Origin of the sequence: Nonomuraea sp. NPDC050153 (assembly GCF_044460125.1) — a bacterium.
In the GTDB taxonomy this organism is placed as follows: domain Bacteria; phylum Actinomycetota; class Actinomycetes; order Streptosporangiales; family Streptosporangiaceae; genus Nonomuraea.
The window spans coordinates 15,216-28,608 of record NZ_JBITJQ010000016.1 but is presented as its reverse complement, the minus strand read 5'-3'; the positions used below and the strand labels follow the sequence as shown (position 1 = coordinate 28,608).

Below are 13,393 nucleotides of genomic sequence, written 5' to 3'. Positions count from 1 at the left end.
CGGGTGAGCACCCGGAGGTTCAGGAGCCGCTAATGCGGCAAGGTTGCTTCCGCGTTCAGCAGCTCGTCGAGGGCGGCGCGCAGGTCTGCGGCCAGTTCCCAGGCGTCCGGCACCATCTCCCGGTCGGTGACGACCCCGATGTCGAGGGAGCCGTCGTAGGAGAAGGCGGTGATGTTCACGCCGCCGCTCACGTCCGTGATCACCGAGACCGGGTAGTGGGTCAGCAGCCGCGCTCCGCACACGTACAGGGGGAACTGCGGCCCCGGCACGTTCGAGACGGCCACGTTGATCGGCGGCGCGGTCTGCCCGACGAGACCGAACGCCGAGCGCGAGGCCAGCCCCATGAGCGCGGCCGGCATCGACTCGCTGAACTCGCGCAGCCAGCGGGCGGGCGCCAGCGAGAACCGGTCCTTGATCCGCTGCATCGCGTGCCGCACGTGGTGCAGCCGGGCGACGGGATCCTCGACGTGCACGGCCAGCGGGGCCGTCATGATCGCCACCTGGTTGCCGGGGCCCTCGACCCCGGCGGCGCGCAGCGAGAACGGCACCCCGGCCACCAGCGGCTGGTGCGGGACGCCGCCGTGCGCGGCCAGCCACGTGCGCAGCGCGCCCGCGCACACCGCCATGACGACGTCGTTGACGGTGACCCCGAACGCCTTGCGCACCCGCTTGATCTCCTCCAGCGGCAGCGACACGAACGCGAAGCGCCGGTGCCCCGACACGGGGCCGCTGAACGGCGTCCTCGGCGCGGGCAGCGCCGGCAGCTCGGGGGCCTGCCCGGTCCCGGCCAGCCGCCGGGCGAGCGAGGAGACGGTCTGGCTGCCCGGGATCCAGGACACGACGGGGATCTCGTCCAGGTGCGGGATGGCCTTGGCGGCGAACCGCAGGGCGAGCGCGGGGTTGCCGGCCAGCCGGGCCAGGCCGCGGGCCACCATCTCCGCGGACCCGGGAGCCGGGGCGTCCCGCGTGGGCTCCTCGGCGGGCGGCGGCGCCGGCGCCGGGCTGACGTCCAGGAGAGCCGCCAGGACGTCGGCGCCCCCGATCCCGTCCACGGCCGCGTGATGGATCTTGGTGTAGAGGCCCATGCGCCCGCCGGACAACCCGTGGATCAGGTAGATCTCCCACAGCGGCCGGCTCCGGTCCAGCCGCCGGGCGTGCAGCCGCGAGACCTGGTCGGCGAGCTGCCGGTCGTCGCCCGGCGGCGGCAGGCCGATCTCGCGTACGTGGTAGTCGAGGTCGAGATCGTCCTCCTGCACCCAGTACGGGTGGTCCAGCCCGAACGGCACGGGGGCCAGCTTGCGCCGCAGCGCGGGCACGTACGGGAACCGCCGTTCCAGCAGGGCCTGGAGGTCGGCGCGGTTGAGGTCGCCGTCGAGGATGGCCAGTCCGGCGATGTTGGCGATGTTGGTCGCGGTCTCGAAATGGAGGAACTGCGCGTCCAGGGCGGTCAACTGGGCCATGAGTGACACCTCCGCCCCGAACCAATCAGACTCCGCCGGTCACTTCAAGGCTCGGTCACTTCAAGGGAGGGGGCGGCGTCGGGCTCGGCGAAGGCCAGCAGCCGCAGCCCCTCCTCCTCCAGCACGTCGAGCGAGGTCGAGGTGAACGGGCTGATGAGCAGCGTGGCCTTCTTCGCGGTGCGCTTGATCTGCCACGTCCCGGCGGCGAAGCCGTCCACCAGGTAGACCGCCTTGACCCGCAGGTTCCTGGTGGTGACCTGGCCTTTGAACTCGTCGGCCAGCACGCGGGCGCGGTCGGCGTGGCCCAGGACCAGCGTGTCGAAGTCGGGCAGGAACCGCACGGGGGCGGGCACGTCGCCGCCGGGCCTGGGCGCGCCGGGCAGGTCGTACAGCTCCCTGCCCGTGAAGTCCGTGAGCCTTTCCAGCTCCATGCCGGACATGACGCGTTTGAGGCCGCCCAGCCCGGACCAGGTCTGCACGTCGGCGGGGGTCGCCGGGCCGAACGCGGCGAGGTAGCGCTCGATCAGCCTCTCCACGCCGGCGGGCTCCGGCGCGATGCCGGGCAGCGCGAACGCGGACTCGCGCGGGAAGCTCCACCGGTCCTCGGTCGGCACCATGATCAGCGGGGTGAGCATGCGCACGGCGTATCCGAGCGCCCGGTCGTACGCGCCGGGGAACTCCTCCTGCAGCCTGGGCCGCAGCTCGTTGAAGGTCATTGGCCCCTCGGCCAGCAGCCGGTCGGCGGCGGCCACGACCGCGTCGACGTCGATACCGTCGAAGCGGCGCGCGGCGGCGGCCAGCACGGGCCGCACCACCGGACGGAACGCGGCGAAGTCCGCGGCGGTCACCAGGTGCAGCGTGGCTCGCCACATGGTGGCCCGCACCAGCGTGCGAGCGTGCAGCGCCGCGTGCAGGTCGTCCCGCGCGAACCCCTCCAGCCGGGACCACACCCCCAGGTACGGCGGCCGCGGCTCCTGCGCCTGCAGCCCGGCCAGCCGGTGCACCACGCCGGCCACGTCACCCCGGTGCCGGTCGAGAAGGTGCTGGCGGGCCAGGGTGGCCCGGTTGAGGTCTCTGAGGGTGAGCATCTACATATCATGCCTTTTCCTATTGAATTGGTACGTTCCTCCTATCCCGCGCTGGACGACGGCTACGCCTACCTCGACGGCGCGGCCGGCACCCAGACCCCGCAGCCGGTGATCGACGCCATCTCCGCCGCCTACCGGGCCGGGATCGGCAACATCGGCGGCGCCTTCCCCGCCAGCGACCGCTCCGGCGCCATCGTGGCGGCCTGCCGCGCGGCCGTGGCCGACCTGGTCGGCGGCCACCCCGACGGCGTGCTGCTCGGCCCGAACATGACCACGATGACCTACCGGCTGGCCAGGGCCATCGCGGGGCCGGGCGACGAGGTCGTGGTCTCCAGGCTGGACCACGACGCGAACGTCCGGCCCTGGACCCAGACCGGCGCCACCGTACGCTGGGCCGAGGTGGACCCGGTCACCGGGGAACTGCCGGTGGAGCAGTACGCGGACCTGATCGGCCCGCGCACCCGGCTGGTCGCGGTGACGGCGGCCAGCAACATCCTCGGCACCCGCCCCGACGTGGCCGCCATCGCCGGGCTGGCGCACCGGGCGGGCGCGCTCATGTATGTGGACGGCGTGCACGCCACCCCGCACGGCCCGGTGGACATGCGCGCCCTGGGCGCCGACTTCTACGCCACGAGCGCGTACAAGTGGTCGGGCCCGCACATCGGGGCGGTCGTGGCCGACCCGGCGCTGCTGGAGACGCTGCGGCCCGACAAGCTGGCCCCCTCCCCCGACACGGTGCCGCAGCGGTTCGAGACGGGGACGGCGGCCTTCGCCGACCTGGCCGGGGTGACGGCTGCCGTGGACCACCTGGCCGCGATGGTCCCGGGCACGGGCACCCGCCGCGAGCGGCTGCTGGCCTCGATGACCGCGGCGGAGGAGCACGAGCTGGCGCTGTTCGCGGTGCTGATCGAAGGGCTGGAGACGATGCCGCACGTCACGGTGTACGGCAAACCGGTCAGGCGCACCGCCACCGCCTACTTCAACGTGGCCGGCCGCGCCCCGCGCCAGGTGGCCGAGCACCTGGCCGGGCTTCACGTGAACGTCTGGAACGGTCACAGCTACGCCTGGGAGCTGACCGGCGCGCTCGGCATCCGCGACTCGGGCGGGGCCGTACGCGCGGGCCTGGTCCACTACAACGACCGCTCCGACGTGGACCGGCTGCTCGACGGGGTGGCCCGCCTGGGCTGAACAGGGGTGGACCCCACCCCGCGGGCGCGGGTGGGGTCCAGCTCGGTGGCCAAGGTCGCTAGCAGCTGTGGTAGCCCGAGTTGTAACCGTCGGCGAATCCCCTCTGGTAGGCGCCGCCGCCGGAGTACTTCATGCTGTAGGGCTGCTTCTTCCTGCAGTCGTCCCGGCCGTCGGCGTAGCCGGCCGAGCGGCCGTTGTTGTACTGCTGCTTCTTGGCCTTCCTCTTCTCGGGTGGCTTGCTCGCGACGTGGGTGCTCGTCTGCGCGATCGTCGCGGAGGTCTCCGCGAGAGCCTGAGCCGATGGGGTCGTCAGGGGCCCGAGTGTGACAGCGGTGAGAAGCGCTGGACCAGCCAGAATCAGGCTTTTCTTGATGCGCATTCCGGTCTCCCTCCTGTCACCACCCAGCGTGGAGGGAGATGTGTCACCGCGCCGTGATGTCAGCGTGACGAGAGCGTGACCTGAAACGCTCAGCGGCCCCGCAGCCCGGCGACCAGCTCGTGCAGTCTGGCGGTCGGCTCGATGCCGAGCTCGGCCCGGAGGCTCTCCTCGTGGATCCGGAAATGACGGATCGCCTCGGCCTGGTTGCCCTCCGCGAGGTGCGCCTCGATGAGCGCGGCGCACGCGCTCTCCCGCAGCGGGTCCGCGTGCGCGGCCACGCTCGCGGCGGCCACGGCCTCGGCGAACCGCCGCTGCCCGACGAAGATCGCCGACAGGGCCTCCAGGGCGTGCAGCCGCAGCTGGTGCCATTCGTCCGCGGCGGCCAGCACCCATTCCTCGTACCAGCCGGGCAGCAGGCCGTTGGCCAGCACCTCGACGGACCGCGCGCCGACCTCGGCCTCCTCGGCCCGAGCGGTGGGGTCGATGAGGCGCTGCGCCAGCGCCCGGGCCTCGTCGAAGTCCACCCCCGCATCCGGGGCCAGCCCGATCTCGGTCGCCCCGACGTGCAGCAGCGCCCGTCCGACCTCGTCGAGGCGTTTCAGCGCGGAACGCAGGTTGGCCTGCGCGCGCCGCTCCGGCGCGTCGGGCCAGAGCGTCGTCGCCATCACGTTCCTGTGCACCGTCCTGCGGCTGATGGCGATGTACGCGAGCAGCCGCTCGGAGCCGTTGGAGACGGCCAGCTGCTCGTCCCCGGCCAGCAGCCGGAAGCCCCCCAGAAGCGCGAGACGGAAAGGTCGCTCCACCATGCCCCGGTCCTCTCCTGGTGCGAGATCAGTCCGGGGAGCCGCTGCTTAGATACCCGCTGGCGGGTCCGGAACACCGGAATGAACTGGGAGCTTCCTGCGCTTTCACGGACGAAGTCGCTCAGGAAAGAAGGCGTGTCCATGTCCCCGCAGGCAGACGCGGCCCGGCTCATCGTGCAGGCCCTGGAGGCGGAAGGCGTCGAGTACGTCTTCGGCATCCCCGGCGAGGAGAACATCCACTTCGTCGACGCGCTCCAGGACTCCTCCATCCGCTACGTCCTCGTACGGCACGAGCAGGGCGCGGCGTTCATGGCCGAGATCTACGGCCGGCTGACCGGCCGGGCGGGGGTGGCCTCGGCCACGCTCGGCCCCGGCGCGATCAACCTGCAGCTCGGCGTGGCCGACGCCACCACCAACAGCACCCCCGTGGTGGCGATCACCGCGCAGGTCGGGCTCGACCGCATCTACAAGGAGTCGCACCAGGTGGTGGACCTGGTGTCGCTGTTCAGGCCGATAACCAAGTGGTCGGAGCTCGCGCCGTCGCCGCAGGCGCTGCCCGAGATGATCCGCAAGGCGTTCAAGACCGCCCAGACCGAGCGTCCCGGGGCCGTCTACCTGGCCATCCCCGAGGACGTCGAGTCGGCGCCGGTGCCCGCCGACCTGCGGCCGCTCCCCGTGAACGTGGTGCGGCCCCAGGACCCCTCCGCCGCGCAGATCGCCCGCGCGGCCGACGTGCTGGCCACCGCGCGCCGGCCGATCGTGCTGGCCGGGCACGGGGCCACGCGCGCCGGGGCCTCCCAGGCGCTGATCCGCTTCTCGGAGCGGCTCGGGCTGCCGGTGGCGACCACGTTCAACGGCAAGGGCGTCTTCCCCGACGACCACCGGCACGCGCTGGGGGCCGTGGGGTTCATGCGGCACGACTACGTGAACTTCGGGTTCGACGAGGCGGACGTGCTGATCAGCGTGGGGTACGAGCTCCAGGAGTTCGACCCGGTCAAGATCAACCCGCAGCGAGACAAGAAGATCATTCACATTCATCGGTTCCCCGCCGAGGTGGACGACCACTACCCGGTGGCGGTCGGCGTCCAAGGGGACATCTCGCGGTCGCTGCACGCGCTCGCGGACGCCGTGCACCGGCGCTTCGAGATCAACGGCACCGGCGAGAAGATCCGCCGCCTGGTGCGGGAGGAGCTGGAGCAGGGGCGTTCGGAGGACGGGTTCCCGCTGTCCCCGCGCCGGATCGTGGCCGACGTCCGGGCGGCGATGGGGCGCGACGACATCGTGCTGGCCGACACAGGGGCGGTGAAGATGTGGATGGCCCGCATGTATCCGACGTACGAGCCGAACACGATGCTGGTCTCCAACGGGCTGTCGTCCATGGGGTTCTCGGTGCCGGGGGCGCTGGCGGCCAAGCTGGCCTTCCCCCATCGCCGGGTGCTGGCGGCGACGGGTGACGGGGCGTTCCTGATGAACTCGCAGGAGCTGGAGACCGCCGTCCGGGAGCGGATCCCGTTCGTGGTGCTGGTGTGGGAGGACGGCGCGTACGGGCTGATCGAGTGGAAGATGGACCTGGAGCTGGGGCGCGACTCCAACGTCGCGTTCGGCAACCCCGACTTCGTGAAGTACGCGGAGAGCTTCGGGGCGCGCGGCTACCGGATCAACGCCGCGGACGAGCTGCTGCCGACGCTGCGCAAGGCGCTGGCCGACGACGTGGTGTCGGTGATCGCGGTGCCGGTCGACTATTCGGCGAACCTGGGACTGACCGACAAGCTCGGCGAGCTCACCGGCCCCTTCTGAACGGGTTCACAGGCTCAGCAGGATGATGCCGCCGCCGAGCGCGAAGTCGAGGACCATGCAGAACTCCGCCATCGACCGCGCCACCACCTGCTCGGCCCGCCAGACGAGCACGTCCTGCACGGCGTGGCAGATCAGCGCCCCCGCGACCAGGAAGGCGCCGGCCTGGGGCGACAGGGTCAGCGCCAGCAGCGCCGCCCCGCCGAAGACCAGCATGGCCGGGACCTGCGCCGCCATCAGCAACGGCTCGCGTAACAGACCGCCCGCCAGCCCGAGGACGACGAGGGACAGCGCGCCGCCGATCAGGCCGGGCCAGGGATCGATCTCGAGCTTGTCCAGCACCACCCACGCCCCGGTGCTGACGATGAACAGGGCCCAGACCGTGCCCGGCCTGCGGAGCACCGCCGTACCCAGGTAGATGAGCGCTGCCAGGAAGACGACGAACGCCAGGCTGCGGCCGCCCTCGGAGTCGAAGAGGTTGAGGGCGGCGAAGCCCAGCCCCAGCAGGGTGGGCCAGCGCTGGGCGACGGCCGGCAGTTGAGCGGCTTGTTTCATGGGCCGAGTGTCGCCGGTGGGCCGGCCGGCGGCACAGGGTTCGCGCGCTCGACGTCCGGAATCTTGGTGATCTGGTCCCCATCCATGGAGGTCCGCTCCCCCGGCGGCGGGTGTGCGGCCGGGGGCGCGGTGCCCGGAACGGGCCGGAAGGGTGTCAGCCCGCCAGGGGAGGGACGACGCCCGTGTGGTGGAGGCGCTCGCGGGCGGCGGCGATGGCCTCGTCGGTGGTGGCGAACACCTGCCCCGCCTCGTCCAGCCGCGCGAGCACCCCCAGCGCCTCCAGCGGCTGGTGGTGGCCGTCCGGGATGCCCGAGACGTACACCATGATGCCCCGCCCCTCCAGCCGCTCGATCGCGTCGCCCAGGACCAGCGCGCCGCTGGCGTCGATGGTGGTGACGCGGGACATGCGCAGCACCACCACGGACACGTCCGTCACCTCCGACAGCTCCGTCAGGAAGTGGTGGGCCGCGGCGAAGAACAGCGGCCCGGCCAGGCGGTAGGTGACGATGTGCTCGGCGAGCAGCGCGTGCTCGTCCTCCGTGTGATGGGGCTGCAGGTCGTGGCGGAGCGGCTCGGCGTCGAGGCTGGCGTTGCGCGCCATGGCGCGCAGGGCCAGCGCGCCCGCCACCACCAGGCCCAGGATGACGGCCACCACCGTGTTGAGCGTCAGGGTGGCGACGGCCGTCAGCACCAGGACCACGGCGTCGGCCCGGGTGGATCTGAACATGGCCTTGACGGCGTCGGTGTCGACCATGCGCACCGACGTGGCCAGCAGGACCCCGGCCAGCGCGGCCAGCGGGATCCGGGCGACGAGCCCGGCCGCGGAGTAGACGATCGCGGCCAGGATGCCCGCGTGGGCCAGCGCCGCCAGCCGGGACTGGGCACCGGAGCGCACGTTGACCGCGGTGCGGACGATGGCGCCCGTGCCGGGCATGCCGCCGAACAGCGGGGTGACGAGGTTGGCCACGCCCTGCCCGAACAGCTCCCTGTCGGGGTCGTGGCGGCGTCCGGCGGCCATGCCGTCGGCGACGTTGGCCGACAGCAGCGACTCCAGCGCGGCCAGGGCGGCCACCGCGACGGCCGGGGCGATCAGGGACGGCAGCGCGCCCAGGTCCAGGAACCCCAGCGACGGCGCGGGCAGCCCGGCGGGCAGGTCGCCGATCCTGGCCAGCGGCAGCTGGGCCTGCTCGGCGGCGAGGGTGGCGATGGCCACGGCGGGCAGCGCGAACGGCAGGCTCGGCCGCACGCGTGCGGCCACCAGCACCACCGCGGCCACGGCGATGGCGACGAACGTGGCCCACCAGTGCGGGTGGGCGAGGAAGTCGAGGACGGCGTGCCAGGCGACGATCATGACCTTGTGGCTGTTTTCGGGCGGGACGCCGAGCGCCTGGGGCACCTGTTGCAGGCCGATCACGCAGGCGATGCCGACGGTGAACCCCGCCACGACCGGAGCGGGGACCACGGCCATGTAGCGCCCGAAGCCGGTCAGCCCCAGCGCGACCAGCAGCAGCCCGGCCAGCACGCCGACGGTGAGCACGCCGGCGGCGCCGTGGGCGTCGACGATCGGCATGAGCATCACCGTCATGGCGCCGCTCGTGCCCGAGACCTGCAGGTCGGAGCCGCCGAGCAGGGCCGCCAGCGCCCCCGCGACGATGGCCGTGGCCAGCCCGGACGCGGCGCCGAGCCCCGAGGAGACGCCGAACCCGAGCGCCAGCGGCAGCGCGACGACCGCCACCGTGAGACCGGCGAGCAGGTCCTGGCGGGGGCGGCGGCACATGGCGGCCAGCGACTCGCGTTCCGGCAGCACGGCGCGCAGCCGCCCCCAGGCCAGGGTCAGCCCGCCGGTCACGAGCTGTTACCTGTCGGTCCGGAAATGTAACCGTCTTGGTGCGTGAAAGGTCCTCTCACCATCACTCCCAACGAGTAAAGAGCGCCCCGCGATGTACCAATTGCATACTTTTGCAATTGGTCAAGAGGCTGTCACGGTATCAAGTACACCGCTTGCCACCTGCCTAAACGGGCTGTTCGCGAGGCGTGAACACCGGCAGCAGCGAGAACGCGTGCCCGGCCGCCCGGATCGCCTCCCGCTCGACCTCCGCCATCGGCCGGCCTTCGGCGAGCAGCTCCCAGTTGCGCCGGGCGAGCACCCGCTGCACGGCCAGCACCTGCCCCGCGACCAGCTCCGCGGTCAGGTCGTCGGCGAGCTCGGCGAGCGCCTCGGCCAGGGCCCGCTCGTCCTGCGACATGTACTGGAGCACCCGCGCCGCCAGGCTCGGCGTGGAGAACACCATCCGGTGGTACGCCACCACTCCCGGATGGTCGTTGAGCCCGGTGACCGGGTCGCGCCGGGCGAGCCCGTCGAGGAAGTGGCGGCGCAGCGCGTCCAGCGGCCGCTCCCCCGGCTCCCGCCCCCGCACGACGCGGGCGGCCTCGCCCTGATGGTCGGCGATCCGGTGCAGCACGAGGTCTTCCTTGGTCGGGAAGTACTTGAACAGCGTCGGCTTCGACACCCCCGCCGCCGCCGCGACCTCCGTCACGGGCACCTCGTCGAAGCCGCGCTCCAGGAAGAGCGAGATGGCCGCCGTCGAGATGGCGTCGTGGACCCGCCGGCGCTGGAGCTCTCGAAGTCCCGTCATGACCGCACCCTATCAAAGTGTTAACCTGGTTAATCTCTTAACCGAGTTAAGACTTCTAGGGAGGCGCGAATGGGCACGCTCGAGGACGAGAGGCAGTACGTCGAACGCTGCAAGGCCGGGCTGCGCAGGATGCTCGACGGCGCGCGCCACAACGTGATCGTCGGAGAGACCGTGGCCGGCGACCGCTACAGCGCCGAGCGGCTGGGGCGCTATCTCAAGAGCCTGGCCAAGGAGCTGAGCGAGGAGCCCGAAGGCCCGCCGTTCTTCGGCCGGCTGGACTTCGGGCAGGGCTCGGCCGAGCATCCCGGGCGCGCGTACCACATCGGCCGGCGGCACATCACCGGCGAGCACGGCGGCCCGCCCGTGGTGATCGACTGGCGCGCGCCGGTCTCGCGGGCCTTCTACCGGGCCAGCGCCCGCGACCCCCAGGGCGTCGCGGTACGCCGCCGCTTCGGGTGGTCGGGCATGACGCTGACGGGCTTCGAGGACGAACGCCTCGAACTGGGCGAGGAAGGCGAGTCGCGCATCCTGGCCGCCGAGATCGAGCGCCCCCGCGTCGGCCCGATGCGCGACATCGTCGCCACCATCCAGCCCGAGCAGGACGACCTCGTACGGGCCGAGCTGGACACCTCGATCTGCGTCCAGGGCGCGCCGGGCACCGGCAAGACGGCGGTCGGCCTGCACCGGGCCGCGTACCTGCTGTACGCGCACCGGCAGCGGCTCGAACGCTCCGGCGTGCTCGTCCTCGGCCCGAACCGGGCCTTCCTCGGCTACATCTCGGCCGTGCTGCCCGCGCTCGGCGAGGTGGACGTCGAGCAGACCACCCTGGAACGCCTGCTGGCCCGCGTCCCCGTCACCGCCGCCGACAGCGAGGCCGCCGCGATGGTCAAGCACGACGTCCGGATGGCAGAGGTGCTGCGCGCGGCGCTGTACGGGCGGATCGCGAAACCGGTCGAGCCGGTGACGGTGGCGGACGACTCGTACCGGTGGCGGGTGCCCGAGGACGAGCTGCGCCGCATCGTGGACGACACGCGCCGCGAGTCCCTGCCGTACGGGGTGGGCCGCGAACGGGTGCGGGCCAGGATCGTCGCCGCGATCCAGCGCCGGGCCGAGGCGCGCGGGCAGACGGCCGGCGCGGCGTGGACCCGCAAGGTCGCCCGCGCCGTCACCCCGTCCCTGGACGCCGTCTGGCCCGCCGTCAAACCCGAGGAGGTCCTCTACGAGCTCCTGCGCGACCCTGCGCGGAGCATGGGGCAGGGCACAGGTCAGGGCTCGCTGACGGAGGCCGAGCGGGCCGCGATCACCTGGGCCAAGCCGCCCCGCAGCGTCAAGAGCGCCAAATGGACGGCGGCCGACCTCGTGCTGCTCGACGAGATCGCCGCCCTCATCGAGCGCCCGCGCGGCTACGGCCACGTCATCGTGGACGAGGCCCAGGACCTGTCGCCCATGGAGTGCAGGGCCGTGGCCAGGCGCAGCGAGCACGGCTCGCTCACCGTGCTCGGCGACCTGGCCCAGGGCACCACCCCGTGGGCGGCGGCCTCCTGGCCCGAGCGCATGGCTCTCCTGGGCAAGCCGGAGGGCCAGGTCATCACCCTGACCACCGGCTTCAGGGTCCCGGCGGCCGTGGTGGAGCTGGCCAACACGCTGCTGGCGGCGCTCGGCACGCAGGTGCCCGCGACCCGCTCGTACCGCTCCGACGGCCGCCTGCGCGTCACCCGCGTGACCGGGCTGGAGAAGGGGGTGGTGGCGGCGGTGCGCGAGGCCATGGGGTTCGAGGGGTCGATCGGGGTGATCGCGGCGGACGCCGACGTCGAGGCGCTGACGTCCGCGCTGTGGGACGAGGGCCTGGACGTGAACGGGCGCCTCACCGTGCTGCCCGCCTCGCTGGCCAAGGGGCTGGAGTACGACCACGTGATCCTGGCCGAGCCCGCCGCCGTCGCCGAAGCCGAGCGACGCGGCCTGAACCGCCTGTACGTCGCCCTCACCCGGGCCGTGTCCCGGCTGGACGTCGTGCACGCCAGGCCCCTGCCGCCCCAGCTTTCTCATCCCGGCGAAGCGGCCTGAAATCGATATATGTCCTGGTTCATTCGGCTCGACAGGACTGGCCCCTTCGGTGTGTGATGTTGTTCACGTCTCGAGAGGAGCCCGCAAGTGACCTCTTCGCAGGACCCGCCCCAGGGCGACGATCCCAACACCCAGTGGTCGCAGCCGCCGCCGTATCCTCCGCCTCCGTACAAGCAGCCGCCGAGCAACCAGGTCCTGTCGATCATCGGGTTCGTCTGCGCGGTGGTGGCCGTGCTGTTCATCCCGATCCTGTTCGGCCTGGCCGGCATCGTGCTGGGCATCGTCGGCCACACCCGGGGCGAGCCGCTGGGCAAGTGGGCCGCCGTGGCGGGGGGCGTCGGGATGATCGTCGGGATCGCTCTCGGCGTGATCCTCGTGAGCAACATGTCCTGACCCGAGCCGCCCCGGGCGTCACCGGCCGTGACCCCCTCCCGGGGCGGCGCCGCCCCGCCTCTCCGCCGCCCGCTCGCCGTCCACCGGTAAGCCGCCCGCTCAACGCGCCGCACCGGCGAGGTGCTGAACCCCCGCGGCCGCGGCCTGGACGCCGGGGAAGGGCTGCCCCGCCGACAGCCGTTCGACGAGGGCCCGTACGGCCTCCTTCTCCCCGTTCCTCGCCGCCCACCGGCTCACCCGGCAGGCGGCCTTGGCGGGCAGCCCGCGCTCGGTGACGTATTCGCTGACGTGGTCGATGACGCAGGGGTTGGCCATCGCGCCGAAGAGGTACGGCTGCCGCACGGCCTGTCGTGAGGCCGGGCGGCCCCGTCAGGGCCCTCGTGACATCCTTGAAGTGTGCTGTCGCCAATCGACGTGTTGCAGGAGCAGATTAGATCCCATTTGTCCGCCTTCGACCGCCGGCAGGTCCCGCCCACCGGTGGGGTTCGCCGGGCCGCCGTCACCGTGTGCGTCCTGGAGGACGCCGAGCGGGTTCCGTACACGATCCTGATCAAGCGGGCCGCCCGCGGGCGCAACCCGGGCCAGTGGGCGCTGCCCGGCGGGCGCCTGGACGACGGGGAGCGCGCGGTGGACGCGGCGCTGCGCGAGCTGGCCGAGGAGACGGGGGTCACCGGGGTGGAGGTGGCCGGGATGCTCGACGACTTCGTCACCGACTCCGGCTTCGTGATCACGCCGGTGGTGGCGTTCGGCGGCGTCCAGGAGCCGGTGGCCGACCAGCGCGAGGTGGCCTCGGTGCACGACGTGCCGCTGGAGTGGTTCCTCGCGCCGGGGGTGCCGCGGTGGCGCGGAAAGCTGCTGCAGATGCCGCTGGGGCCGTCCATCGTGGTCCACGCGCCGACGGGGGCGATCCTGTGGCAGTTCGCCGAGGTGGCGCTGCGCGGCCGCGAGCAGCGGGTCTTCGATGTCGAACAGCCGCGCTGGACGAGGACCTGACCGCGCGCCTCCCCGCGATCGAAGATCGTGAACCGCAGGT

13 protein-coding genes are annotated in these 13,393 nt (G+C 72.5%); 5 read left to right on the top strand and 8 right to left on the bottom strand.

The annotated features are described in order from the left end of the window. Positions 1-29: 29 nt before the first annotated feature. A complete protein-coding gene (locus ACIBQ1_RS33320) occupies positions 30-1,460 on the bottom strand; it encodes a wax ester/triacylglycerol synthase family O-acyltransferase (RefSeq protein ID WP_397283265.1) in 1,431 nt (476 codons plus the stop codon). Between the two features lie 44 nt (positions 1,461-1,504). Next, on the bottom strand, positions 1,505-2,548 hold the full coding sequence (locus ACIBQ1_RS33315; RefSeq protein ID WP_397283264.1) for a winged helix DNA-binding domain-containing protein: 1,044 nt from the start codon (positions 2,546-2,548) through the stop codon (positions 1,505-1,507). A 9-nt stretch (positions 2,549-2,557) separates the two neighbouring features. On the opposite strand from ACIBQ1_RS33315, the gene ACIBQ1_RS33310 reads away from it, so the two are divergent. Further along, positions 2,558-3,736, top strand: coding sequence for a cysteine desulfurase-like protein (locus tag ACIBQ1_RS33310; protein WP_397283263.1), 1,179 nt, complete (start codon positions 2,558-2,560; stop codon positions 3,734-3,736). A 58-nt stretch (positions 3,737-3,794) separates the two neighbouring features. Here ACIBQ1_RS33310 and ACIBQ1_RS33305 read toward each other — a convergent pair whose 3' ends face one another. Both ACIBQ1_RS33305 and ACIBQ1_RS33300 read right to left on the bottom strand, forming a co-directional pair. Next, positions 3,795-4,115 carry a hypothetical protein gene (locus ACIBQ1_RS33305; protein ID WP_397283262.1) on the bottom strand — a complete coding sequence of 107 codons (321 nt, stop codon included), beginning with the start codon at positions 4,113-4,115 and terminating at the stop codon, positions 3,795-3,797. 89 nt (positions 4,116-4,204) lie between these two features. Next, on the bottom strand, positions 4,205-4,921 hold the full coding sequence (locus ACIBQ1_RS33300; RefSeq protein WP_397283261.1) for a BTAD domain-containing putative transcriptional regulator: 717 nt from the start codon (positions 4,919-4,921) through the stop codon (positions 4,205-4,207). Positions 4,922-5,059: 138 nt separating this feature from the next. Between ACIBQ1_RS33300 and ACIBQ1_RS33295 the strand changes: the two genes are divergently transcribed. Beyond that, entirely contained in the window at positions 5,060-6,715 is a 1,656-nt protein-coding gene (locus ACIBQ1_RS33295; RefSeq protein WP_397283260.1) for an acetolactate synthase large subunit, read from the top strand. 6 nt (positions 6,716-6,721) lie between these two features. Here the strand turns inward: ACIBQ1_RS33295 and ACIBQ1_RS33290 are convergent, their stop codons facing one another. From ACIBQ1_RS33290 to ACIBQ1_RS33280, 3 genes are all read right to left on the bottom strand, one after another. Then, the gene (locus ACIBQ1_RS33290) at positions 6,722-7,267 is read right to left on the bottom strand and encodes a hypothetical protein (protein ID WP_397283259.1); all 546 of its coding nucleotides are present in this window, start codon (positions 7,265-7,267) and stop codon (positions 6,722-6,724) included. A 154-nt stretch (positions 7,268-7,421) separates the two neighbouring features. Continuing rightward, positions 7,422-9,044 (bottom strand): SulP family inorganic anion transporter, encoded by a 1,623-nt coding sequence (locus ACIBQ1_RS33285; protein WP_397283468.1) that lies wholly within the window; start codon positions 9,042-9,044, stop codon positions 7,422-7,424. A 235-nt stretch (positions 9,045-9,279) separates the two neighbouring features. Beyond that, the gene (locus ACIBQ1_RS33280) at positions 9,280-9,903 is read right to left on the bottom strand and encodes a TetR family transcriptional regulator (protein ID WP_397283258.1); all 624 of its coding nucleotides are present in this window, start codon (positions 9,901-9,903) and stop codon (positions 9,280-9,282) included. A gap of 69 nt (positions 9,904-9,972) precedes the next feature. Between ACIBQ1_RS33280 and ACIBQ1_RS33275 the strand changes: the two genes are divergently transcribed. Then, positions 9,973-11,967 carry a HelD family protein gene (locus tag ACIBQ1_RS33275; protein ID WP_397283257.1) on the top strand — a complete coding sequence of 665 codons (1,995 nt, stop codon included), beginning with the start codon at positions 9,973-9,975 and terminating at the stop codon, positions 11,965-11,967. An 87-nt stretch (positions 11,968-12,054) separates the two neighbouring features. Next, a complete protein-coding gene (locus ACIBQ1_RS33270; RefSeq protein ID WP_397283256.1) occupies positions 12,055-12,360 on the top strand; it encodes a hypothetical protein in 306 nt (101 codons plus the stop codon). 99 nt (positions 12,361-12,459) lie between these two features. Here ACIBQ1_RS33270 and ACIBQ1_RS33265 read toward each other — a convergent pair whose 3' ends face one another. Next, on the bottom strand, positions 12,460-12,702 hold the full coding sequence (locus tag ACIBQ1_RS33265; RefSeq protein ID WP_397283255.1) for a hypothetical protein: 243 nt from the start codon (positions 12,700-12,702) through the stop codon (positions 12,460-12,462). 99 nt (positions 12,703-12,801) lie between these two features. On the opposite strand from ACIBQ1_RS33265, the gene ACIBQ1_RS33260 reads away from it, so the two are divergent. Further along, positions 12,802-13,353 carry an NUDIX hydrolase gene (locus tag ACIBQ1_RS33260; RefSeq protein WP_397283254.1) on the top strand — a complete coding sequence of 184 codons (552 nt, stop codon included), beginning with the start codon at positions 12,802-12,804 and terminating at the stop codon, positions 13,351-13,353. Positions 13,354-13,393: the final 40 nt, after the last annotated feature.